Origin of the sequence: Saccharopolyspora griseoalba (assembly GCF_042665275.1) — a bacterium.
Classification (GTDB): Bacteria; Actinomycetota; Actinomycetes; order Mycobacteriales; family Pseudonocardiaceae; genus Saccharopolyspora; species Saccharopolyspora griseoalba.
On sequence record NZ_JBHTCJ010000001.1, the window covers coordinates 485852 to 508213 of the forward strand.

The window sequence follows — 22362 nt, forward strand, 5'->3', positions numbered from 1 at the left end:
AGGTGCGGTGATGAGTGAGACGACCTACCAGGTGACCGGCATGACCTGCCAGCACTGCGTGGCCTCGGTGACCGAGGAGGTCGGCGAGATCGAGGGCGTGACCGAGGTGAAGGTGGATCTGCCCACCGGCGCGGTCACCGTCGTCAGCGACGCCGAGGTCGCCAGGGATCAGGTCCGGGCGGCCGTGGAGGAAGCCGGCTACGAGCTCGTGGCTTGATCGAGCTGCCCCTCGCACCGGGGGAGGGGCGATCGCCTTCTCGCGCAGCGGCCCGGCGGTGGAGCCGGGACCTTCGACGCGAGGAGGTACCCCCCCGGGGGGTAGGACCAGGAAATCATCCGCGTGAGGAAGGACGCAGGTCATGACATCTGTGCACGGCCCGGAGAGGGTTGCTGCCGGGCAACCCGTCGAACTGGACATCACCGGCATGACCTGCGCCTCGTGCGCCAACCGGATCGAGCGCAAGCTCAACAAGCTCGACGGGGTCTCCGCCAGCGTCAACTACGCCATGGAGAAGGCGCAGGTCAACGCGTCCGATGACGTCGATCCGCAGCAGCTGATCGAGGTCGTGGAGAAGGCCGGGTACGGCGCGGCGCTGCACGCCGCGGAACCGGGGCAGGAGGCCGAGGCCGAACCGGCCGACGAGCTGCGGCAGCGGCTGCTGGTGTCGCTGGCGCTGACGGTGCCGGTGGTCGTGCTGGCGATGATCCCGATCGCGCAGTTCACCTACTGGCAGTGGATCTCGCTGGTGCTGGCCGCGCCGGTGGTGGTCTGGGGAGGCCTGCCCTTCCACCGCGCGGCGTGGACGAACCTGCGCCACGGCGCGGCCACCATGGACACGCTGGTGTCGATGGGCACGCTGGCCGCGTTCGCCTGGTCGCTGTACGCGCTGCTGTTCGGCGAGGCCGGGATGCCCGGGATGACGCACTCGTTCTCGCTGATCGTCTCCCGCGGGGAGGCGGCCAACTCGATCTACCTCGAGGTCGCCGCCGCGGTCACCACGTTCATCCTCGCCGGTCGCTACTTCGAGGTGCGCGCCAAGCGCCGCGCCGGTGACGCGCTGCGCGCGCTGCTGGAGCTCGGCGCCAAGGACGTCGCGGTGCTGCGCGACGGCCGGGAGACCCGCATCCCGACCGATCAGCTGGCCGTGGGCGACCTGTTCGTGGTCCGGCCCGGCGAGAAGGTCGCCACCGACGGCGTCGTGCAGGAGGGCAGCTCGGCGGTCGACGCCAGCATGCTCACCGGCGAATCGGTCCCGGTCGAGGTCGGCCCGGGCGATGCGGTGGTCGGCGCGACGGTCAACGCCGGCGGCCGGCTGGTGGTGCGGGCCGAGCAGGTCGGCGCGGACACCCAGCTGGCGCAGATGGCGCGGCTGGTCGAGGAGGCCCAGGCGGGCAAGGCGCAGATCCAGCGACTGGCAGACCGGGTGTCGGCGGTGTTCGTGCCGATCGTGATCGTCATCGCGCTGCTGACCCTGGCGGGCTGGATGTTGGCCGGCCAGCCGGTGGCCGCCGCGTTCACCGCGGCCGTGGCGGTGCTGATCATCGCCTGCCCGTGCGCGATGGGCCTGGCCACGCCCACCGCCCTGCTGGTCGGCACCGGGCGCGGCGCGCAGCTGGGCGTGCTGATCAAGGGTCCGCAGGTGCTGGAGTCCACCCGCCGCATCGACACCGTGGTGCTCGACAAGACCGGCACGGTGACCACCGGCCGGATGCAGCTGGCCGAGGTGATCCCCGCCGAGGGCGTCGAGCGCTCCGAGGCGCTGCGGCTGGCCGGGGCGGTGGAGAAGGCCTCCGAGCACCCCATCGCCCGCGCCGTCGCCAGCGGCGCCGAGCAGGAGCTGGGGGAGCTGCCCGCGGTGGAGGGCTTCGCCAACCTGGAAGGACTCGGCGTGCGGGGTGCGGTCGAGGGCCGCGAGGTGCTCGCCGGAAGGCCCGCATTGCTCGAGAAGCACGAGCTGACCCTGCCCGCGCGGCTGGTCGAGGCCAAGGCGGCCGCGGAGGCCGAGGGCCGGACCGCGATCGCGCTGGCCGCCGACGGCGCCGTGCTGGCGGTGCTGGTCGTGGCCGACGCGGTGAAGGACTCCTCGGCGCGGGCGGTCGCCCAGCTGCGCGAGCTGGGCCTGTCGCCGGTGCTGCTCACCGGTGACAACGAGACCGCGGCGCGCTCGGTGGCCGCGCAGGTGGGCATCGACGAGGTCATCGCCGAGGTGCTGCCGGAGGACAAGGTCGCCGTGGTCACCCGGCTGCAGCGCGAGGGCAAGGCCGTGGCCATGGTCGGCGACGGGATCAACGACGCCGCCGCGCTGGCCCAGGCCGACCTGGGCATGGCGATGGGCACCGGTACCGACATCGCCATGGAAGCCGGTGACCTGACGCTGGTGCGCGGTGATCTGCGCGCGGTGGTCGACGCGATCCGGTTGTCCCGGCGAACGCTGACGACGATCAAGGGCAACCTGTTCTGGGCCTTCGCCTACAACGTCGCGGCTCTGCCGCTGGCGGCGGCCGGGCTGCTGAACCCGATGATCGCCGGCGCGGCGATGGCGTTTAGCTCGCTGTTCGTGGTGGGCAACAGCCTGCGGCTGCGCGGGTTCCGAGCCGCTGCGGAGTAACCGCTCGCCCGACGAGAATCGCCCCGGCCGCAGCAGCGGCCGGGGCGATTCTCGTCGGCCCTTGGTTCCGGCCGACGTCGCGTGTACCGTTGCTATGAACGGACGAACAAATCGTTCATTGGTTCATGGGGGTGGCCATGCCCGCCGCGTTCGACGACCGGGACCGGGAGCGGATCACCGAGCTGCTCCTGCAGCGGGGCAGGGAGCTCTTCGCCGCGCGCGGCCTCGGCAAGACCTCGCTGGCCGACCTCGTGGAGCCCGCCGGGATCGCCAAGACCAGCTTCTACGCGTTCTTCGACTCCAAGGAGGCGCTGTACCTGGAGCTGCTGATCCGGCAGGCACCGGAGGTGACCAGGGCGTTCCGGGAAGCGCTCGCCTCCGCGGCCGATGCCAGGGAGGGCATCGAGATCACCATCCGCGAGGGGGTGCGCACCGCGACCGACGACCCGCTGTACCGCAGGCTGCTCACCCACCCCGAGGAGCTGGCCGCGGTCACCCGCAAGGTCGGTCCGGAGGCGGCGGAGCGCTCCAGGCCCTACGTCCTGGAACCGATGCTGGAGTTCATCCGCGCCGGCCAGCAGCGCGGCGAGATCGTCGCGGCGGACCCGATGGTGATCGTCGGGGTGATCCAGGCGGTGTCCTACACCGTCGTGCACGCCGACGAGCTCGGTCCCGACTACCCGCAGATCCTCGAACTGCTGACCAGCAGCATCGCCGAGGGGCTGACCCAGAAGGATCCGAGATGAGCGACGTGATCGAGGTGGCCGACCTCGACTTCCGCTACGGGCGGGGCAAACCGCTCGCGGTGCGCGGCATGGACTTCTCGGTCGGGGAGGGCGAGATCTTCGGGTTCCTCGGTCCCAGCGGCGCGGGCAAGTCCACCACCCAGAAGATCCTCACCGGGCTGCTCGGCGGCCACACCGGCCGGGCGGCGCTGTGGGGGCGAACGCCGCGGGAATGGGGCGATGAGCTCTACCGGCACATCGGCGTGTCCTTCGAACTGCCCAACCACTACCGCAAGCTGACCGCGCTGGAGAACCTCCGGTTCTTCGCCTCGCTGCACGAAGGCCCGACCCAGGACCCGCACAAGCTGCTCGACTCCGTCGGGCTCGCCGACGCCGCGGATACCCGGGTGGGGGAGTTCTCCAAGGGGATGCAGATGCGGCTGGGCTTCGTGCGCGCGCTGCTGCACGAACCCGGGTTGTTGTTCCTCGACGAAGCCACCTCGGGGCTGGATCCGCGCAACGCCCGGGTGATCAAGGACATCGTGCTCGAGCGGAAGGCGCGCGGGTGCGCGGTCTTCCTCACCACGCACGACATGGCCACCGCCGAGGAGCTCTGCGACCGCGTGGCCTTCGTCGTCGACGGGAGCATCGCGGTGCTGGGCAGCCCCACCGAGCTCAAGATCGCGCGCAGCAGGCGGCTGGTGCGGGTGGCCTACCGGGACGGGGATGGTCTGCGCGAGGTCGACTTCGGGTTCGACGGGCTGGCCGAGGACGCGGAGTTCCACCGGGTGCTGCGCGAGGAGGCGGTGCAGACCCTGCACTCCCAGGAGGCCGACCTCTCCGACGTGTTCCTGGAGACCACCGGCAGGAGCCTGCGATGAACCGCCTGCGCGCCGCCGTGCGGATGGAGCTGCTGCTGCAGCGCCGGTACAAGTTCCTGCACGCCGCGGTGTTCTCCGGGCTGCTGTGGATCGCCGTGCTGCTGCCGGTGCCGACCGGCGCGCGCGGGGTGCTCGAGCCCTACGTCGTCTTCGGCGACCTGGGGATCGTGGGCTACTTCTTCATCGCCGCCGCGGTGTTCTTCGAGAAGGACGAGCGCACCCTCGACGCGGTGGCCAACAGCCCGCTGCGGTTCGGGGAGTACCTGGGGGCCAAGCTCATCGTGCTCACCGGCCTGTCGGTGGTGCTCTCCGCGCTGGTGGCCACCGCGACCCGAGGAGTGCACTACGACCTGCCGCTGCTGGTGCTCGGCGCGGCGCTGGGAGCCCTGCCGATGCTGCTGGGCGGGTTCTGCTCGGCGCTGCCGTTCACCTCGGCGGGCGACTGGTTCCTGCTGGGCATCGTGCCGCTGGCGGTGCTGACGGCGCCGGTGTTCCACTACTCCGGCGCCTTCGGCTGGCCGGTGTTCTACCTGCTTCCCACGCAGGGACCGCTGCAGCTCATCGGTGCGGCCTTCGGCCAGGTCGACCTGACCGGCTGGCAGTTCGCCTACCCCGTGGGCTACCCGGTGCTGTTCGTCGCGGTGGCGCTGCCCGTGGCGCGGCGGATGTTCGCGCGGTACGCGCTGTCCGGGGAAGGGGCCGCGGCATGACCGGCGTCCTGGTGCGCAAGGACCTGCGCGGCGTGCTGCGCGAGCCGCTGCTGATCGGGCTGCTGCTGGCCCCGCTGCTGTGGACGCTGATGGTTCGGTTGCCGTTGCCCGCCGTCTCCGCGGTGCTGCGGCAGCGCTACGGGGTCGACCTCGCCGATCACCACGCGGTGATCCTGACCGGGTTCCTGGTGCTCACCGCGCCGATCGTCACCGGCGGGCTGGCCGGGTTGATGGCGCTCGACGAGCGCGACGAGGGAACCTTGCAGGCGCTGCGGGTCAGCCCGGTTCCCATGTCGGTCTACGTTGGCTACCGGGCGGGAAGCGCGCTGGTGCTGACCGCGGTGATCACGTTGGCCACCACCTGGGGCACCGGGCTGCTGCCGAGCGCGGCGGTGCCCGGGACGCTGCTGGTCGGGGTGCTCGGCGGCACCAGCGCGCTGCTGATCGCGCTGGTGCTGCTGGCCTTCGCGGGCAACAAGGTCGAGGGCGTGGCGATCATCCGCGCGCTGGGCCTGCTGCTGGCCGGTGTGCCGCTGGTGCCCTACTTCCTCGCGCCGCAGTGGCAGTGGCCGTTCGGGATCGTGCCCACCTACTGGCCGTCGAAGATGTTCTGGGTGGTCTACGACGGTGGAACCTGGTGGCCCTACCTCCTGATCGGTCTGGCCTACAACGCGCTGCTGGTCCCGGTCCTGTACCGCAGGGTCCGAACCCGCCTCTGAGGCCCGCCGGGGTCGCCCGCAGCCGGCGGCTCGCCGCGGAATCGGGGCGCGCGGGAGGCTGCCATGGTTGGTGCTGTGGGTTACAACGAGGGCATGACCAACGTAGCGAGTTTGCAGCCGGGGCAGGTCGAGTCCTCGGACAACGGCGAGCGGTTCGGCCGCTCGCGGGGCGGACACCTGGTGCAGCTGCGCCGTCGCAAGTCCGAGCCGGGGTTCGTGGTCACCGTCGACGCCGAACCGCGCGAGGACGTGCCCGCCGAACTGCTCACCCACGAGTGGGCCGCGGCCAACGCCGCCTTCGGTCGGCTCATGCGCGAGTACTGACCCCACGGCGGCGCGACGTCGCGGTTTCGCCGCACCCGCCGCCGGGTAGTGCGGAGACGTCCGCGATCGACCGATGACGAGGGGCGACGATGACCACCGCACGCGACATCATGCACGCCGGTGCCGAATGCATCGGCGAGGACGAGACCCTGGACAAGGCCGCGCGGATGATGCGCGACCTCAACGTCGGCTCGCTGCCGATCTGCGGCCGCGACGACCGGCTGCACGGCATCATCACCGACCGCGACATCGTGCTTCGCTGCTGCGCCGAGGGGCGCGACCCGGCCGGTGTGAAGGCCTCCGAGCTCGCCCAGGGGACGCCGCACTGGGTCGACGCCCGAGCGGACGTCGGCCAGGTGCTCGACACGATGGAGAGCCACCAGGTGCGCCGGGTGCCGGTGATCGCCGACCACCGCCTCATCGGCATGATCAGCGAGGCCGATCTGGCCCGGGCGCTCACCGACGACCAGCTCGCGCACTTCGTCGAGAGCATCTACGCCCGCGGCTAGATCCGGCGTCCCGGACTCCGGCTACTTATGCTGCTCAGTGCGAACAGGGCCGAGCGCGCGGGGGCTGGGCATGACCACACGGGTGTTCGTGGTCGACGACCACGAGGTGATTCGGCGCGGTGTCGCCGCGCTGATCGGTGCCGAGGGAGACCTCGAACTGGTCGGTGAGGCCGGCACCGTCGCCGAAGCGCTCGCCCGCATCCCCAGGCAGGAACCCGAGGTGGCCGTGCTCGACGTGCGCATGCCCGACGGCAACGGCGTGGAGCTGTGCCGCGAGCTGCGCTCCCGGATGCCCGAGCTGCGCTGCCTGATGCTGACCTCCTTCGACGACCACGAGGCGCTGATGGACGCGATCCTGGCCGGCGCCGCGGGGTTCGTGCTCAAGGGAGTGGTCGGCGAGGAGCTGGTCGGCGCCATCCGCACGGTCGGATCCGGCCGCTCGCTGCTGAGCAAGCAGAAGACCCAGGCGATGCTGGACTGGTTGCGAAAGCAGCAGGAGCAGGCCGATCCGCTGCGCGAGCTCACCGACCGCGAGCGCGAGGTCTTCGAGCTCGTGGGTCAGGGCATGACCAACCGCGAGATCGCGGGCGAGATGCACCTGGCCGAGAAGACCGTGAAGAACCACGTCTCGCAGGTCCTGGCCAAGCTGTCGATGCGGCACCGCAGCGAAGCCGCGGTGCTGGCCACCGAGCTCCGTTTGGACAAGGATTCGCGCAACCGCTGATCGGGTGCGCGCGGCGGGAGGGGTCGGATGTCGTCACAACCGCCGGCGCGGGACGAGGCGGCGCAGGTGCTGGCGCGGTTGCTGCCCGCGCTGCGCGACCTGCGCGACGGCAACGTCCGGCGCCGCTTGGTGGTCACCGGTCCCGGGGCGGAGGCCGCGGCGGTGTTCAACGAGATCGCCGAGCGCAACCAGCGGCTGCTCGGCGAGCTCCACCGCGTCGGCACCGCCGCCGAGCGCGGCGAGTGGCCGATCGCCGCGCTCGACCTCGGGGACGCGCACCGCGGCGAGTGGGGCCGGGCCGCCGACGCGATCAACCGGATGGGTGTGGACCTGGCCGGTCAGCTCCGCGAGATCTCCGAGGTCGCCAAGGCGGTGGCCGACGGCGACCTGACCAAGAAGATCACCATCGACGCGGTCGGCGAGATGCGCGCGCTCAAGGACACCATCAACGGCATGGTCGACCGGCTGTCGGCCTTCGTCGGCGAGGTCCACCGGGTCTCGCGCGAGGTGGCCAGCGAGGGCCGGTTGGGTGGCCAGGCCCACGTGCCCGGTGCCGAGGGGGTCTGGAGCGGGCTCGTGGACTCGGTGAACTACATGGCCGACAACCTGACCGTTCAGGTGCGCAGCATCGCCCAGGTCGCCACCGCCGTGGCGCGCGGCGACCTCACCCAGAAGGTCGAGGTGGACGCCCGGGGCGAGCTGTTCGAGCTGAAGAACACGATCAACACGATGGTCGATCAGCTCTCGGCGTTCGCCGCCGAGGTGACCAGGGTGGCCCGGGAGGTCGGCACCGAGGGCAAGCTCGGCGGCCGGGCGCGGGTGCTCGGGGTGGCCGGGACGTGGCAGGACCTCACCGACAACGTCAACATCATGGCCGACAACCTCACCGGTCAGGTGCGCAACATCGCCCAGGTGACCACCGCGGTCGCCGGCGGGGATCTGTCGAAGAAGATCGACGTCGACGCGCGCGGCGAGATCCTGGAGCTGAAGAACACGATCAACACGATGGTCGATCAGCTCTCGGCGTTCGCCGCCGAGGTGACCAGGGTGGCCCGGGAGGTCGGCACCGAGGGCAAGCTCGGCGGGCAGGCCGAGGTCGCCGATGTGTCGGGCACCTGGCGGCGGCTGACCGAGAGCGTCAACCGCCTGGCGGGCAACCTCACCACCCAGGTGCGCGCGATCGCCCAGGTCGCCACCGCGGTCACCGCGGGCGACCTGAGCAGGCAGATCACCGTGGACGCCTCGGGGGAGGTCGCCGAGCTCAAGGACAACATCAACGCCATGATCGGCAACCTGCGCGAGACCACCCGGACCAACCGCGAGCAGGACTGGCTCAAGACCAACCTCGCGCGGCTGTCGGCGCTGATGAAGGGCAGGCACGACCTCACCGAGCTGGCGCAGCTGATCATGTCCGAGCTCGCGCCGCTGGTCACGGCGCAGATCGGCGCGTTCTTCCTGGCGCGCACCGGCGAGGACGAGCGCACCGTGCTCGAGTTCGCCGCGGGGTACGGCCGGGTGGTCGGCGACGACGAGCCGCACCGCTTCCGGTTCGGCGAGTCCCTGGTCGGCCAGGCGGCCGCCGACCGGCGCACCGTGCTGGTCGAGCAGGCGCCGCCCGACTACGCCGGTTTCGAGTCGGGGCTCGGCTCGGCGAGCGCGAACCACCTGGTGGTGCTCCCGGTGGTCTTCGAGGGCGAGGTGCTGGGGGTCATCGAGCTGGCCACCGTCGGGCGCTTCGCCCCGGTGCACCTGGACCTGCTCGAACGCATCCGCGAGACCATCGGCGTGGAGGCCAACACCATCGTGGTCAACTCCCGCACGCAGGCGCTGCTGGCCGAGTCCCAGCGGCTGACCGGCGAGCTGCAGGCGCGTTCCGAGCAGCTCCAGCAGCAGAGCACCGAGCTGCAGCACTCCAACTCCGAGCTGGAGGAGAAGGCCGCCGAGCTGGCCAGTCGCAACCGCGACATCGAGCTGAAGAACCTGGAGATCGAGCAGGCCCGCCAGGAGCTCGAAGAACGGGCCCGGCAGCTCTCGCAGGCCTCGGCCTACAAGACCGAGTTCCTGGCCAACATGTCCCACGAGCTGCGCACCCCGCTCAACAGCATCCTGATCCTGGCCAAACTGCTGGCCGACAACGCCGAGGGCAACCTCACCGAGCAGCAGGCCGACCTGGCCCGGACGGTGCACCAGGCGGGCAGCGACCTGCTGCAGCTCATCAACGACGTGCTCGACCTCTCCAAGGTGGAAGCCGGCCAGATGCACCTGCTCGCCGAGGAGATCGAGATCGCCGAGCTGACCCGGCACCTGGAATCCCTCTACGAACCGCAGCTGACCGACAAGGAGCTGGAGTTCCGGGTCGTGGCCTCGTCCTCGGTTCCGCCGCGCGTGCGCACCGACCGCAACCGGTTGGAGCAGATCCTGCGCAACCTGCTGTCCAACGCCGTGAAGTTCACCGACAGCGGGGCGGTGGAGCTGCGGGTCCGGCCGGCCCAACCCACCGAGGTGGAGCTCCCGCGGCTGCGCCGGGCGCGGCAGCTGGTGGTGTTCACCGTGCGCGACACCGGCATCGGCATCCCCGCCGAGAAGCTGGACCTCATCTTCGAGGCGTTCCAGCAGGCCGACGGCACCACCGTGCGCAAGTACGGCGGCACGGGGCTGGGCCTGTCCATCAGCCGGGAGCTGACCACCCTGCTCGGCGGGGAGCTGCAGGTGCGCAGCGAACCGGGCCAGGGCAGCACGTTCAGCCTCTACCTGCCGGTCGAACCGGTGGCCGGGCAGGACGAGCCGGAGCCGGAGGCTCCCGAGGTCGAGCACCCGCCGCTGCCGCGCGCGCCCACCGACGCCGAGAGCAGCATGGACGTCGCGGGCGAGGGCATCGATCCGCCGCAGCGCTCCACCGCGCCGCAGCCGCGGGAGGACCGGTCGGGCGAGGAGCGCGCGCAGCTGTCGGGTAGCGTGCGCTTCAACGGCGAGCGGGTGCTGGTGGTCGACGACGACGAGCGCGGGCTGCGCGCGATGCGCACCCTGCTGGAGCAGCACGGGCTGCAGGTGGTGACCGCCGCCAACGCCCTCGACGGGCTCAAGGCGCTGCGCGAGCACGGCGACATCCTCGTGGTGCTGATGGACGTGATGATGCCGAACATGGACGGCAACGAGACGATCCGGCTGATCCGCGAGATGCCGCGCTACCGGGACCTGACGGTCATCGCCGTCACGGCCAAGGCGATGAGGGGCGACCGGGACCGCAGCCTCGCCGCGGGCGCGACCGCGCACCTGGCCAAACCGGTCGACGCCGACGAGCTGCTCGACCTGCTGTCCCGCTACCTGCCCGCGGGCCTGAGCACCGACGGGTGATCGAACGCGCGACGAGGTGCGCGTTGTGCACGCACCCGAACCGAGTATTGCGTGATTCGCGCAACGATCACTAATGTGTGAACAGGCCCGACGGAGGGTGGTTCGTCGGGTGGCCCGGCGAACAGAAGAGCAGGTGATCATGGGATCGCGAGTCCTGGTCGTGGCCGACGACCTCAGCGGTGCCGGTGATTCCGGAGTTCCATTTGCACTGCGCGAAATGCGCACCCTGTTGGCTCTGGACGACACCGGTGATGCGGAGGTGTTCGTCGCCGACACCGACAGCCGGCATCTCGACTCCGACCTGGCGGCCAAGCGCGTGCAGGAGGCGCTGCACGGCCACGGCGCAGGTCGGGTGCTGTTCAAGAAGATCGATTCCACGTTGCGCGGCAACGTGGCCGCCGAGCTCCGCGCGGTCCTGGAGTGCTCGCCGGGGGCGGCGGTGCTGCTGTGCCCGGCCTCGCCGGCGACCGGCCGCACCGTGCTCGGCGGGGTCGTGCACATCGACGGCATCCCGCTGAACCAGACCGATTCCTGGGCGCTGGAGCCCGATCCCGCTCCCGAGGACATCGCCTCGGTGCTCGACGGGCTGCGGGTGCGCCACGTGGCGCTGGCCTCGATGCGCGGCAAGCCCGCGCAGCTGCGCGCCCGCGTGGCCGACCTGCTCGGCGAGGCCGACGTCGTGGTCTGCGACGCGGTTTCCGAGGCCGACCTGCGCGCCGTGGTCGCCGCGGGATCGGCCGCGCCGACGCCGCCGATCTGGGCGGGATCCGCGGGCCTCGCCGACGCGCTGGCCGAGGAGTTGCGGCCCGGCGGGGACGTCGAACCGCCGCCGCCGGTCGACGGTCCGGCGCTGGCGGTGGTGGGAAGCGCCCACCACGTCTCCCGGCAGCAGGCCGAGCACCTGGCCGAGCACTTCACCCACACCAGGCGGCTGGCCGCCCGCAACCTGGTGCACGCCGACGCCGCGGCGCTGGCCCGCCAGGCCGAGTCGCTGCGCGAGGAGCTGGCCACCGGCGACGTGCTGGTGACGGTGGACGGACCGGTCGAAGCCGGTCTGGCCCGTCGGCTCAACGCGGCGCTGGCCGAGGTCTGCGCCCCGGCCGCCGAGCGCGCCGGGCTGCTGGTGCTCACCGGCGGCGAAACGGCCCGCGCGGTGCTCGGTCGCCGCGGCGTGAGCGGGCTGCGGCTGCTCAACGAGCTCGAACCCGGCGTGGTGCTCTCGCGCACCGTGGAGGCCCAGCCCGGCTACATCATCACCAAGGCCGGCGGTTTCGGCGCACCGGACTCGTTGCACCGAGCCGTGAACGCGGTCCGCGGAAGGGTGCTGGCCGCATGAGCCCGCCGACCATCGCGGTGACGATGGGCGATGCCGCCGGGGTCGGTCCCGAGGTCGTCGTGCGCGCGCTCGCCGAGCCCGAGGTGTCGGCCTCGGCGAGCTGCGTGGTGATCGGCGACGCGGGCAGGCTGGCCCGCGCCGCCGAGCTGTGCGGGCTCGAGCTGCGGATCGAACCGATCACCGACCCGGCGCAGGCCACCGGCGAGCCAGGGGTCGTGGCGGTGATCGACCTCGGGTTGGTGCCGGCCGATCTGCCCTTCGGCGAGTTGTCCGAGACCGCCGGCGAGGGCGCCTACCGCTACGTGGCCGAGGCCGCCGAGCTGGCCCTGGCCGGACGGGTGCAGGCGATCTGCACCGCGCCGCTGAACAAGGCGGCGCTGCACGCCGCCGGCCACGCCTACCCCGGGCACACCGAGCTGCTGGCCGAGCTGTGCGGGGTGCCCGAGGTCTCGATGATGCTGTCCACCGGGCAGGTGCGGGTCATCCACGTCACCACGCACGTCGGCCTGCTCGACGCCATCGAGCGGATCGACGCGGGGCTGGTCGAGCGCACCGTGCGCCGCGGCCACCGCACCATGGTCGACTCCGGCATCGCCGAGCCGCGCATCGCGGTGTGCGGGATCAACCCGCACGCCGGGGAGAACGGGCTGTTCGGCCGCGGCGAGGAGGAGGCCAAGATCGAACCGGCGCTGGCGGCCTGCCGGGCCGACGGCATCGACGCGCAGGGCCCGCTTCCCGCCGACACGGTGTTCTTCCGCGCGGGGCGCGGCGACTTCGACCTGGTGGTGGCCATGTACCACGACCAGGGCCACGGGCCGGTGAAGATCCTCGGCCTGGAGGCCGGGGTGAACATCACCGTGGGCCTGCCGGTCATCCGCACCTCGGTCGACCACGGCACCGCCTTCGACATCGCGGGCACCGGCACCGCCGAGGCCGGGAGCATGATCGAGGCGCTGCGGCAGGCCGCGAACCTGGCCACCCGGCCCTGATTCCGCGATCGGTTCTGGGAGGATCACGCCGTGGGCACCGAGATCGGACAGCGGATGACGGCGGGCAAGCGCCGCGCCCTCATCGAGCGGCTGGTCACCGAGCAGGGAGCGGTGCAGGTCGAGGAGCTCGCCGACGCGCTGTCGGTGACCCCGTCGACGATCCGCCGCGACCTGTCGCTGCTGACCGACCAGGGAAAGCTCGCCCGCACCTACGGCGGCGCGATGCCCGCCACGGCGGGCGAGCCCTCGCTGGGGCAGCGCACCACGCTGGCCAACGCCGAGAAGGACCGCATCGCGCGCTGGGCGGCCAAGCAGGTCCTCGCCGGCGAGACCGTCGTGCTCGACGCGGGCACCACGACCGGCCGCCTGGCGCACCACCTCCGCGACCACGCGGGGCTGACGGTGGTCACCAACGGCTTCACCGCGCTCACCGAGCTCGTCGACGCCGACGCGGTGCAGGTCATCGGGCTGGGCGGGGAGATGCGCCACATCAGTCAGGGCTTCGTCGGCCCGCTGGCCGAGCTGACGCTCTCGCGGATCTCGGCGGACAAGGTCTTCGTCGGGGCCGACGGGCTGGACGCGCGGATGGGCATCTGCGAGGCCAGCCTGCTGCAAACCCGGCTCAAGGAGCAGATGATCGCCCGCGCCCGCGAGGTCTACGTGCTGGCGGACCGGAGCAAGCTGGGCGCGGCGCCGTTCAAGGCGTGGGCGCCGCTGCCTGCGAACTGGACCCTGGTGACCGACGATGGAGCACCGGAGGCGGCGCTCGCCCCGTTCCGGGAGCTCGCGGGCGCCGAGGTCGTCGCGGTCTAGCCGGTGGCGCTGCGGTTCCGGGTCCCGCGATCTCGGCCACTTCGCGGCCCGGGGCGAGATCGCGGTTGATACCGTTCGCGCGGCTAACCACAGCCGCGTTCGGAGGTGGCCGGTGCGGTCGGTGCGGCGATGACGGCGCGGATCGCGCTCTACGTCGGGGGCCTGCTCGGCCCCTTCGGCGGGGGCGTCGTCGCGGCCATGCTGCCCGAGCTCGGTGGCACCTACGGGATCTCGCCCGGCCTCGCCGCCGGCTCGATGACCGCCTACCTGCTGCCGTTCGCGGTGGTCATGCTGGTGTCGGGCAACCTCGGCGAGCGGTGGGGCGTCAGCCGCAGCATCCGGTGGGCCTACGTCGGCTACGCCCTGGCCGCGCTGCTGGGGGCCCTGGCGCCGACCTTCTGGGCGTTCCAGGGCGCCCGCGCGCTGCAGGGCGTGGCCAACGCCTTCACCACGCCGCTGCTGCTGGCCAAGGTCGCCGCCAGCACGCCGAGGGAACGCCTCGGCCGCGCGCTGGGCACGATGGGCTCGATGCAGGCCATCGGGCAGACCACGGCGCCGCTGGTCGGCGGTCTCGCCGCGGAGAGCGCCTGGCAGCTGGCCTTCGTCGGGCTGGCCGCCGTGGCCGCGGCGCTCGCGCTGAGCCCGCTGCCCGCCGACCCCGGGACCGCGGCGGAGAGCTCGCGACGGCCCTCGGCGCTGGGCGACGCCTGGCGACCCGTGGTGCTGCTGGCCGGCGGGGTGTGCTTCGTGGCCTGGATGTCCTCGGCCGGGCTGCCGTTCCTGGTGTCGTTGCGCCTGGGCGACGCCTTCGAGCTGTCCTCGGGTGCCAGGGGGCTCGTGCTCACCGGTTACGGGATCGCGGGGGCGTTGGCCGCCCGGCTGACCGGCAGCGCCGTCGACCGGCTCGGCGAGCGCGCCGTGCTCATCACCGGACTGCTGCTGGCCGCGGTCGTGGTGGGCTCGATCGGCGTGCTGCCCCACCTCCCGCTGGTGCTGGTGGCGTGGGCGATCGCCGGGGTGTGCGGGCAGCTGATCCTGGTGGGCATCAACTCCACGGTGCTCGGTGGCGCCGGGGGCGGCGGTGGGGCCATCTCGGTGGTGACCGCGTGGCGCTTCCTCGGCATGGCCGCCGCGCCGGCGGCGTTCACCGCGGCCTACCGGCACGACGCGGCGCTGGGATTCGGCATTCCCGCGTCGCTGCTGGTGCTCACCATTCCCGTTGTTGCCGTTTTCTGGCCCCGCGGGAAAAGGTCAGAACCCGCGCAGGCGGGACGTCAGCGCAGGTGAAGGCCTGTGCGGGTGGTGAATTCGACGTCGTTGCCGGGTCGAATTCCGCCGATCCGTTCATCGCCTCAACAGAATTGATTAACCAACTGGTGAACGATTCTGTGGCAGTCTTTCCCCGTCCGCACGAGGGGAGAGGACGAGCCCATGCGCATCACCCGATGGAAGCCCGTGGCGCTGTTGTGCGGCGCCGTGCTGGTGGCCGCGCCGACCGCGGTCGCGGTGGGGGCGCCGGCGCAGCCCAGCGCCGAGGACTACTACCAGGACGCGATCGGCAAGACCGGGCCGGAGCTGGAAGCCGCGCTGCACGGCATCATCAGCCGCGACGTCACGACGCTGAGCTACTCCCAGGTCTGGGACGCGCTGCAGGTCACCGACGAGGACCCGAACGACACCGGCAACGTCGTGCTGCTGTACTCGGGCCGCTCGCAGAGCAAGGACGACCACGGCGGCGACGCCGACCAGTGGAACCGCGAGCACGTCTGGGCCAAGTCGCACGGCGACTTCGACACCGTCCCCGGGCCGGGCACCGACGTGCACCACCTGCGGCCCACCGACGTCACGGTCAACGCCGACCGCGGCAGCAAGGACTTCGACGCGGGCGGAACCGAGAACGCCGAGGCCCCGGGCAACTTCACCGACGACGACTCCTGGGAGCCGCGCGACGAGGTCAAGGGCGACGTCGCCCGGATGATCTTCTACATGTCGGTGCGCTACGAGGGCGACGACGGCTTCGCCGACCTGGAGGTCAACGACCGGGTGGGCAACGGCAGCGCGCCGAACATCGGCAAGCTCTCGGTGCTCAAGCAGTGGCACGAGCAGGACCCGCCGGACGCCTTCGAGCAGCACCGCAACGAGGTCATCCACACCGACTTCCAGCACAACCGGAACCCGTTCATCGACCACCCGGAGTGGGTCGAAGACATCTGGTGACAGGCGTCAGCCGAGCGCGCCGTCGGCGGTCAGGCCCGCGTAGACCGCGTCGCTGACGACCTGCACCGCCGACATCGGGCGGAGCATCACGGTGAAGGTCGCGATCCGGTCCTCGTCGTCGAGGTGCAGCAGGTCGATGCCCTCCACCTGCTTGCCGTCGACGACCGCGCGGAAGTGCAGCACGTGCGCCCCGCGCTCCGCGCCACCGGAATCCTGCCCCCGGCCGGGGAAGTCGCCGACGTAGCGGAAATCGGTGAAGGTGCGCTGCAGCACGCGGAACAGCGCGCGCACCGCGTCGATGCCCTCGAACGGGGTGAACTTCACCGGGCTGTAGAAGCGGACGTCCTGGCTGAACAGCTCGACGGCCGCCTCGAAATCACCCGCCTCGACGGCTTCCCGGAACCGCGCGGCAGCGTTCATCTCCGACCTCCTCGGTCGCTCTGCAATGCCTCGATGGACTCCTGGCACCAGGCCAGGAACGCCTCCTCGACCCGGATCCCGCCGAGCAGCACCAGGTGCTGGTGCAGCTCCCGGCCGGTGAGCGCGGACGGATCGGGGAAGTCTCGGCGCTGGATGCTGCGGTAGAGCTCCAGCCGCTCCGCGTGCATGTCGCGGTGCCGGGTCAGCTCGGCGATGACCGAGGCGGTGTCGCCGAAGGAGGCGCCGCGCAGCTTGACCGACAGGTCGTTGCGCGTGGTCGACGAGGGCGCGGCGGGTTCCCCGATCCAGCGGGCCAGCTCGGCCGCGCCGTCCTCGCTGACGCGGTAGACCTTCTTGTCCGGCCGCTTGTCCTGCGCGATCTGGTCGCAGTCGATCCAGCCCGCGTCGACCATCCGCTTGAGGCTTCGGTAGATCTGCTGGTGGCTGGCCGCCCAGAAGTACCCGATGGACTTGTCGAAGCGCCGCGCCAGCTCGTAGCCCGAGCCCGCGCGCTCGCGCAGCGACACCAGGATCGCGTACTCCAGCGACACCGTCCCGATCCCCTTCCCGGCTCAGCCGCCGATGGTCCGCGCCAGCCTGCCCTCGATGAGCTCGCGCGCCTGCCCGACGATGCGGGTGACCAGCTCGTCGACGGTGGGCACGTCGTCGATCAGCCCCTGGACCATACCCGCGCTCCAGATGCCCAGTTCGGTGTCTCCCCGCTCGTAGACCTCGCGGCCCCGCGCGCCGGCGACCAGCTCGCGCACGTCCTCGAAACCGGCGCCCGCGTCGAGCTTCTCGACGACCTCGCGGCTCACCGAGTTGCTGGCCACCCGCGCGGTGTTGCGCAGCGGCCGGAAGATCAGCTCGGTCTCGCGCTCGTCGGCCTCGGTGAGGCGCTGCTTGACCGCGTCGTGGATCGGCGATTCGGCGGTGCACATGAACCGGGTGCCCATGTTCACGCCGTCGGCGCCGAGCGCGAGCGCGGCGACCAGGCCCCGGGCGTCGGCGATACCGCCCGAGGCGATGATCGGGATGTCCAGCTCGTCGGCGGCGCGGGGGATGAGCACCAGCCCGGGGATGTCGTCCTCGCCGGGGTGCCCCGCGCACTCGAAGCCGTCGATGCTGACCGCGTCCACGCCGAGCTGCTGCGCCTTGAGCGCGTGCCGGACGCTGGTGCACTTGTGGATGACCTTGACCCCGGCGGGCTGGAAGGCGGCCAGCTGCTCGGCGGGGTTGGAACCGGCGGTCTCGACCACCCGGATGCCGGATTCGACGATCGCCTGCCGGTACTCCGCGTAGGGCGGGGGAGTGATCGTCGGCAGGATCGTCAGGTTGACCCCGAAGGGCTTGTCGGTCAGGTCGCGGCAGCGCGCGATCTCCTTGACCAGGTCCTCGGGCGTGGGCTGGGTCAGCGCGGTGAGCATGCCCAGGGCTCCGGAGTTGGCCACCGCGGCGACCAGCTCGGCCCGCCCGACCCACTGCATCCCGCCCTGCACGATCGGGTGCTCGACGCCGAATTCCTCGGTGAACCTGGTTCGCAGCACGCTGCTCACAACCTTCCTCGACGAACGCGGTTCCGACGCCGCGGAACGCTACTATGCACCAAGTTGCAATGCAACTGGTTGCATAGTGGGCGTTCAGGTCGCCTCGCGCAGGACTCGGCGCGCGGTGCTGCGGAGCTGGCCGAGACCGGGCTCCTCGATCGGGAAGTGGCCGCACCCCTCCAGGAGCACCAACCGCGCGGGTGCGGCCACCCGCTCGAGGAACCGGATGCTGTTGGCGGGCGGGGTCCAGCCGTCCTCGGCCGGGTGCGCGAGCGTGAGCGGCGCGGCGTCGAACTGCTCGGGTCGGGTGTGCTCGAAGTGCGCGAAGTCCGACAGGAAGGCGATCGGCACCCGCGTCGCTCCGCCCTTGCGGTCCCGCGCGCACAGCCGGGACAACCGCGGATCGCGACTCATGCTGCCCAGGTCGTCCACCCAGGAGAGCGGCAGCCGCGCGCGACCGGCCACCCGCGCGAGCGGCGCGAGCAGGGCGCGGGCGTGCGCGCCCAGCGCGCCGATGCGGGCCGCGCTGCGCATCGCCTCGGGATCGCTCGGATCGAGCAGGCAGGTGGCCACCACCGCGGCGGCCAGCCGCGTGCGCGCGGCCGTCTGGTAGGCCAGCAGGCCACCCATGCTGGCGCCGAAGAGCACCAACGGGCGCCGATCGCCGGACTCCGCGAGCACCAGGTCGGCGAGCATCTCGATCCACGTCGAGTAGCGGACCCCGGTCGGATCCGGCTCGACCGTGTCGCCGAAGAGCGGCAGGTCCGGGACGACGATCTCGGCGAGCTCGCCCGCCACAGCCGAGATCGCGGGCCACAACGCTGCTGCCCGGCCGCCCGCGCCGTGCACGCCCAGCAGGCGGACCGGTGCGTCCGACGGTGCCGAGCGCAGCAGGTGGACGCGCCTGCCGCGCCAATCCCACCAGTCCGATCGCGGTTCGGTGCACCTCTCCCGGTGCTCAGCGGGCAGGAAGTGCGCGTAGTCCGCGGTGCCGATCTCCATCGCCCGAGCGTGCTCGAAGGCGAATCCGCGCGACCAGCGGAAACAGCGACCGTCACCCGAACATCGCACCAGCGCGGGCGGGAAACCGGTGGAGCGGCCGAGTTCCCGCCGAGCGGCGAATCACGCTCGGGATCGCGCTCGGGCGCCTGCGGTGTTGCTCGCACCACACACCCGCGTGTCGCGTGATCCCGGTTCGACCAGATGATCGACTCGTCTCGAGTGCAAGGCAGGAAGGGGATTTCGGGCGATGGGAAAGAAGACCTGGTCGTCGCTGGTGGCCGCGGTGCTGCTCGGCGCGATGTGGCTGGTGTTCGAATCCGGGCTTTTCGACGACAACGTCAGCTCGGCCAGCGGGCCGGCCGCCGAGCAGCTGGAGCAGCTGCAGGTCGCGCCCGCCGGGTCGATGGACGGCTACTCGCGCGACCGCTTCGAGCACTGGGTCGCGCAGCCCTCGGCGGGCAAGAACTGCAACACCCGGGAGGCGGTGCTGCTGCGCGACGGGTCCGGGACCAGGAGGGACAACCGCTGCGAGGCCACCTCCGGGACCTGGACCAGCGCCTACACCGGCGAGAAGATCACCGACGATTCGGACATCGACATCGATCACATGGTTCCGCTGGCCAACGCCTGGCGCAGCGGGGCCGCCGCGTGGACCGACGCCGAGCGCGAGAAGTTCGCCAACGACATGACCAACCCGCAGCTGGTCGCGGTGGACTCCAGCTCCAACCGCAGCAAGGGCGACCAGGACCCGTCGACCTGGAAGCCCTCGGCCCAGGACCGCTGGTGCGAGTACGCCGGCGACTGGATCCAGGTGAAGAGCACCTACCGGCTCACCGTCACCGACGCCGAGAAGAAGGCGCTGGGCCGGATGTTGGCGACCTGCGGCTGAACCGGCGGTCACGCGCCCGGCGACTCGCCGGGCGCGGTCGTGCCGGGCGGGGGTGGCCAGGACTCCTATGCTGCCGGTATGGCGAAGTACTTCGACGTGCACCCGGACAACCCGCAGCCCCGGTTGATCGGCAAGGTCGTCGACATCGTGCGCAACGACGGGCTGATCGCCTACCCGACCGACTCGTGCTTCGCGCTCGGCACCCAGCTGGGCAACAAGGACGGCATGGAGCGCATCCGCACCATCCGGGAGCTCGACGACCGGCACCACTTCACGCTGGTGTGCCAGAACTTCGCGCAGCTCGGCCAGTTCGTGATCATCAACAACGCCGTGTTCCGCGCGATCAAGGCCGCCACCCCGGGCAAGTACACCTTCATCCTGCCTGCCACCAAGGAGGTCCCGCGGCGGCTGATGCACCCGAAGAAGAAGACCGTCGGCGTGCGCATCCCCGACCACGTGGCCGCGCAGGCGCTGCTCGCCGAGCTCGGCGAGCCGATGCTGTCGAGCACGCTGCTGCTGCCCGGGGAGGAGGAGCCGCTGACCCAGGGCTGGCAGATCAAGGACGAGCTCGACCACTCCCTGGACGCGGTGATCGACTCCGGCGACTGCGGGGTGGAACCGACCACCGTCATCGACTTCTCCGGCTCCGAACCGGAGATCGTGCGCCACGGCGCCGGGGACACCGCCCGCTTCGAATGAGCGCGCGTGCACGTTTGCAAAAACTCGCCGAAAACCCCCGCGCGGCGGGCAACCGAGGGTCTAGCTTGGCGGACCTGCGAGGTCTAGCCAAGGAGCCCTGATGGCACTTCGGGTGATCGACTGGACGGCGCTGGCCGCCGATGCGCGTTCCGGCCCTGCCGGGCTGGCCGCGCTGATCAGCGGTCTGCTCGTGCGCGGTGAGCTGCGCGCCGGTGACCGGCTTCCCTCCGAGCGCGACTTCGCCGAGCTGCTCGGAACCAGCCGCGCCACGGTGCGCGAGGCGATCCACGAGCTGGAGCTCAAGGGCGTGGTGGACCGCCGCCGCGGTCGCGGAACCGTGATCACCCCGGACGCCGGGGCCACCGGGCTGCTCGGCGCGCAGGAGACCGAACTGGGCGAGCTGCACGACGTGCAGGACCTGCGCGCCACCGTGGAACCCGCGATCGCCTCCCGCGCGGCCCTGCGCGCGACGCGCGCCGACGTCGAGCTGCTGCGCGACATCGTCGACGAGGCCGAGGGCCGAACCGGCCGGCGCGCGGCCGAGCTCGACGAGCGCTTCCACGCCGGGGTCGCCCGCGCCGCGCGCAATCCGCTGCTGGCCGGGCTGGTGACCGCCAGCGCGGAGCGCATCCGGGAGGCGCGCGGCCGGGCGCACCGCAAGGTCGCGACCCGCAGGCGCTCGCAGGCCGGACACCGCGACGTCCTGCAGGCCATCGAGCAGGGCGATCACGACGCGGCGGCGGACGCGATGAGCGCGCACCTGCGCTACGCGGCCACCCGGCTGGCCTGATCAGGCGCGCGGCAGCCGAATCCCCCTGCGCTGCAACCGCGGGAGCACCTCGGCGGCGAAGTGCTCCAGCTCGCCGAGGTAGTCCACGAACGACAGCGTCATGCCCGCCAACCCCGCGTCCGCGTAGCGGGCGATCTGCTCGGCCACGTCGTCGGGGGATCCGATCAGGGGACAGGCCCCGTGCCCGGCGGCGAAGCGGGGACGGAAGGTGCGCAGCGCTTCGGTGGCGAAGGACTCGGTGTGGGCGCCCTGCAGCTTCATCAACTGGTCGACCGCTGCCCAGTCGGCGTTGTCCTCGGCGTAGTGGCGCAGGTACTCCTCGGCCTCCCGGCGCGTGGGCCGGCAGACCGCGAACGCCGGGGTCATCACGCCGACGTCGCGGCCGTGCTCCCGCTTCGCGGCGGTGCGGATCTGCTCGACCACGTCGGCCCCGTCGTCGGGGTCTCGCAGGCCGGTGAACACGAAATCGGCGTTGCGCGCGGCGAACGCGCGGCCCTGCGGGCTGGATCCGGCGTTGATCACCGGCAGCGTTCCGCGGACGGGTTTCGGCGCGGATTCCACCCCTTCGAGGTCGAAGAACCGCCCGGGCAGGTCGAAGGTGCCCTCGCGGGTCCACAGCGCGTGCACGTGGTCCCACCACTCCTGGGCCAGGGCGTAGCGCTCGTCGTGGGATTCGGGCAACCGCAGCCCCATGGCCCGGTACTCCGGCTCGTTCCAGCCCGCCACGATGTTCAGGCCCGCGCGGCCACCACCGACCTGGTCGAGGGTGGCCAGCTGCTTGGCGCTGACCACCGGGTGGTTGAACGCGGTGTGCACGGTGGCGAAGATCGTGATCCGCCTGGTCGCCGCCAGCAGCGCGGCGGCCCAGGGGATCGGTTCGAGGACGTTGCGGTGGAAGTCTGACGCGCCGTCGTAGCCGATCCAGCGCGCGATCGGCAGGACGAAGTCGATCCCGGCGTCGTCGGCGAGTCGCGCCAGCCGGAGGTTGGCGGACCAGCTCGCGTCCCACCTCTCGGCGACGGTGGTCATCGCGAGACCGCCGGAGCAGTTGGGGGAGAACAGACCGAGCTTGAAGTCGTGACCGTCGAGCGAGGTGCTGGACATG

At 71.7% G+C, this 22362-nt stretch carries 22 protein-coding genes and 1 pseudogene; 18 read left to right on the forward strand and 5 right to left on the reverse strand.

Annotated elements, in window-relative coordinates; translation table 11 throughout:
* Positions 1–10: 10 nt before the first annotated feature.
* From ACFQRI_RS02200 to ACFQRI_RS02270, 15 genes and pseudogenes are all read left to right on the forward strand, one after another.
* Positions 11–217 (forward strand): heavy-metal-associated domain-containing protein, encoded by a 207-nt coding sequence (locus tag ACFQRI_RS02200; RefSeq protein WP_380663709.1) that lies wholly within the window; start codon positions 11–13, stop codon positions 215–217.
* Positions 218–359: 142 nt separating this feature from the next.
* Entirely contained in the window at positions 360–2609 is a 2250-nt protein-coding gene (locus tag ACFQRI_RS02205) for a heavy metal translocating P-type ATPase (RefSeq protein ID WP_380663712.1), read from the forward strand.
* A gap of 137 nt (positions 2610–2746) precedes the next feature.
* Positions 2747–3355, forward strand: coding sequence for a TetR/AcrR family transcriptional regulator (locus tag ACFQRI_RS02210; protein WP_380663715.1), 609 nt, complete (start codon positions 2747–2749; stop codon positions 3353–3355).
* The gene (locus tag ACFQRI_RS02215) at positions 3352–4215 is read left to right on the forward strand and encodes an ABC transporter ATP-binding protein (RefSeq protein ID WP_380663718.1); all 864 of its coding nucleotides are present in this window, start codon (positions 3352–3354) and stop codon (positions 4213–4215) included. Before ACFQRI_RS02210 ends, ACFQRI_RS02215 begins: the two co-directional genes overlap by 4 nt.
* The gene (locus ACFQRI_RS02220) at positions 4212–4925 is read left to right on the forward strand and encodes a fluoroquinolone export ABC transporter permease subunit (RefSeq protein WP_380663721.1); all 714 of its coding nucleotides are present in this window, start codon (positions 4212–4214) and stop codon (positions 4923–4925) included. Before ACFQRI_RS02215 ends, ACFQRI_RS02220 begins: the two co-directional genes overlap by 4 nt.
* Positions 4922–5644, forward strand: a complete 723-nt coding sequence (locus tag ACFQRI_RS02225) for an ABC transporter permease (RefSeq protein ID WP_380663724.1) — start codon at positions 4922–4924, stop codon at positions 5642–5644. Before ACFQRI_RS02220 ends, ACFQRI_RS02225 begins: the two co-directional genes overlap by 4 nt.
* A 63-nt stretch (positions 5645–5707) precedes the next feature.
* Positions 5708–5968, forward strand: a complete 261-nt coding sequence (locus ACFQRI_RS02230; protein ID WP_380663727.1) for a hypothetical protein — start codon at positions 5708–5710, stop codon at positions 5966–5968.
* A gap of 89 nt (positions 5969–6057) precedes the next feature.
* Entirely contained in the window at positions 6058–6477 is a 420-nt protein-coding gene (locus ACFQRI_RS02235) for a CBS domain-containing protein (RefSeq protein WP_380663730.1), read from the forward strand.
* A 70-nt stretch (positions 6478–6547) separates the two neighbouring features.
* Positions 6548–7201, forward strand: coding sequence for a response regulator (locus ACFQRI_RS02240; protein WP_380663732.1), 654 nt, complete (start codon positions 6548–6550; stop codon positions 7199–7201).
* 282 nt (positions 7202–7483) lie between these two features.
* A pseudogene (locus tag ACFQRI_RS02245) lies at positions 7484–10555 on the forward strand (hybrid sensor histidine kinase/response regulator); the annotation flags it as partial.
* Between the two features lie 139 nt (positions 10556–10694).
* On the forward strand, positions 10695–11891 hold the full coding sequence (locus ACFQRI_RS02250; RefSeq protein ID WP_380663733.1) for a four-carbon acid sugar kinase family protein: 1197 nt from the start codon (positions 10695–10697) through the stop codon (positions 11889–11891).
* A complete protein-coding gene (gene pdxA, locus ACFQRI_RS02255) occupies positions 11888–12880 on the forward strand; it encodes a 4-hydroxythreonine-4-phosphate dehydrogenase PdxA (protein WP_380663736.1) in 993 nt (330 codons plus the stop codon). Before ACFQRI_RS02250 ends, pdxA begins: the two co-directional genes overlap by 4 nt.
* A gap of 30 nt (positions 12881–12910) precedes the next feature.
* On the forward strand, positions 12911–13693 hold the full coding sequence (locus ACFQRI_RS02260; protein ID WP_380663739.1) for a DeoR/GlpR family DNA-binding transcription regulator: 783 nt from the start codon (positions 12911–12913) through the stop codon (positions 13691–13693).
* Positions 13694–13822: 129 nt separating this feature from the next.
* Positions 13823–14980 carry an MFS transporter gene (locus tag ACFQRI_RS02265; RefSeq protein WP_380663742.1) on the forward strand — a complete coding sequence of 386 codons (1158 nt, stop codon included), beginning with the start codon at positions 13823–13825 and terminating at the stop codon, positions 14978–14980.
* Between the two features lie 144 nt (positions 14981–15124).
* The gene (locus ACFQRI_RS02270) at positions 15125–15910 is read left to right on the forward strand and encodes an endonuclease I family protein (protein ID WP_380663745.1); all 786 of its coding nucleotides are present in this window, start codon (positions 15125–15127) and stop codon (positions 15908–15910) included.
* A 6-nt stretch (positions 15911–15916) separates the two neighbouring features.
* Here ACFQRI_RS02270 and ACFQRI_RS02275 read toward each other — a convergent pair whose 3' ends face one another.
* The 4 genes from ACFQRI_RS02275 to ACFQRI_RS02290 all read right to left on the reverse strand — a co-directional run bounded on the left by ACFQRI_RS02275 (position 15917) and on the right by ACFQRI_RS02290 (position 18879).
* Entirely contained in the window at positions 15917–16330 is a 414-nt protein-coding gene (locus ACFQRI_RS02275; RefSeq protein WP_380663748.1) for a nuclear transport factor 2 family protein, read from the reverse strand.
* Positions 16327–16881: a PadR family transcriptional regulator gene (locus ACFQRI_RS02280; RefSeq protein ID WP_380663751.1), complete on the reverse strand. Its 555-nt coding sequence runs from the start codon at positions 16879–16881 to the stop codon at positions 16327–16329. Before ACFQRI_RS02280 ends, ACFQRI_RS02275 begins: the two co-directional genes overlap by 4 nt.
* Positions 16882–16902: 21 nt before the next feature.
* Positions 16903–17877 (reverse strand): NAD(P)H-dependent flavin oxidoreductase, encoded by a 975-nt coding sequence (locus ACFQRI_RS02285; protein WP_380663753.1) that lies wholly within the window; start codon positions 17875–17877, stop codon positions 16903–16905.
* A 93-nt stretch (positions 17878–17970) separates the two neighbouring features.
* Positions 17971–18879 (reverse strand): alpha/beta fold hydrolase, encoded by a 909-nt coding sequence (locus ACFQRI_RS02290; protein WP_380663756.1) that lies wholly within the window; start codon positions 18877–18879, stop codon positions 17971–17973.
* Between the two features lie 247 nt (positions 18880–19126).
* Here ACFQRI_RS02290 and ACFQRI_RS02295 point away from each other — a divergent pair, with 247 nt between their 5' ends.
* From ACFQRI_RS02295 to ACFQRI_RS02305, 3 genes are all read left to right on the forward strand, one after another.
* Entirely contained in the window at positions 19127–19768 is a 642-nt protein-coding gene (locus ACFQRI_RS02295; protein WP_380663759.1) for an HNH endonuclease family protein, read from the forward strand.
* Between the two features lie 78 nt (positions 19769–19846).
* Entirely contained in the window at positions 19847–20467 is a 621-nt protein-coding gene (locus tag ACFQRI_RS02300) for an L-threonylcarbamoyladenylate synthase (RefSeq protein ID WP_380663762.1), read from the forward strand.
* 100 nt (positions 20468–20567) lie between these two features.
* The gene (locus ACFQRI_RS02305; protein WP_380663766.1) at positions 20568–21257 is read left to right on the forward strand and encodes a FadR/GntR family transcriptional regulator; all 690 of its coding nucleotides are present in this window, start codon (positions 20568–20570) and stop codon (positions 21255–21257) included.
* Here the strand turns inward: ACFQRI_RS02305 and ACFQRI_RS02310 are convergent, their stop codons facing one another.
* A complete protein-coding gene (locus ACFQRI_RS02310; RefSeq protein ID WP_380663769.1) occupies positions 21258–22361 on the reverse strand; it encodes an LLM class flavin-dependent oxidoreductase in 1104 nt (367 codons plus the stop codon). It abuts the gene before it with no gap.
* Between the last annotated feature and the right edge of the window lies 1 nt (position 22362).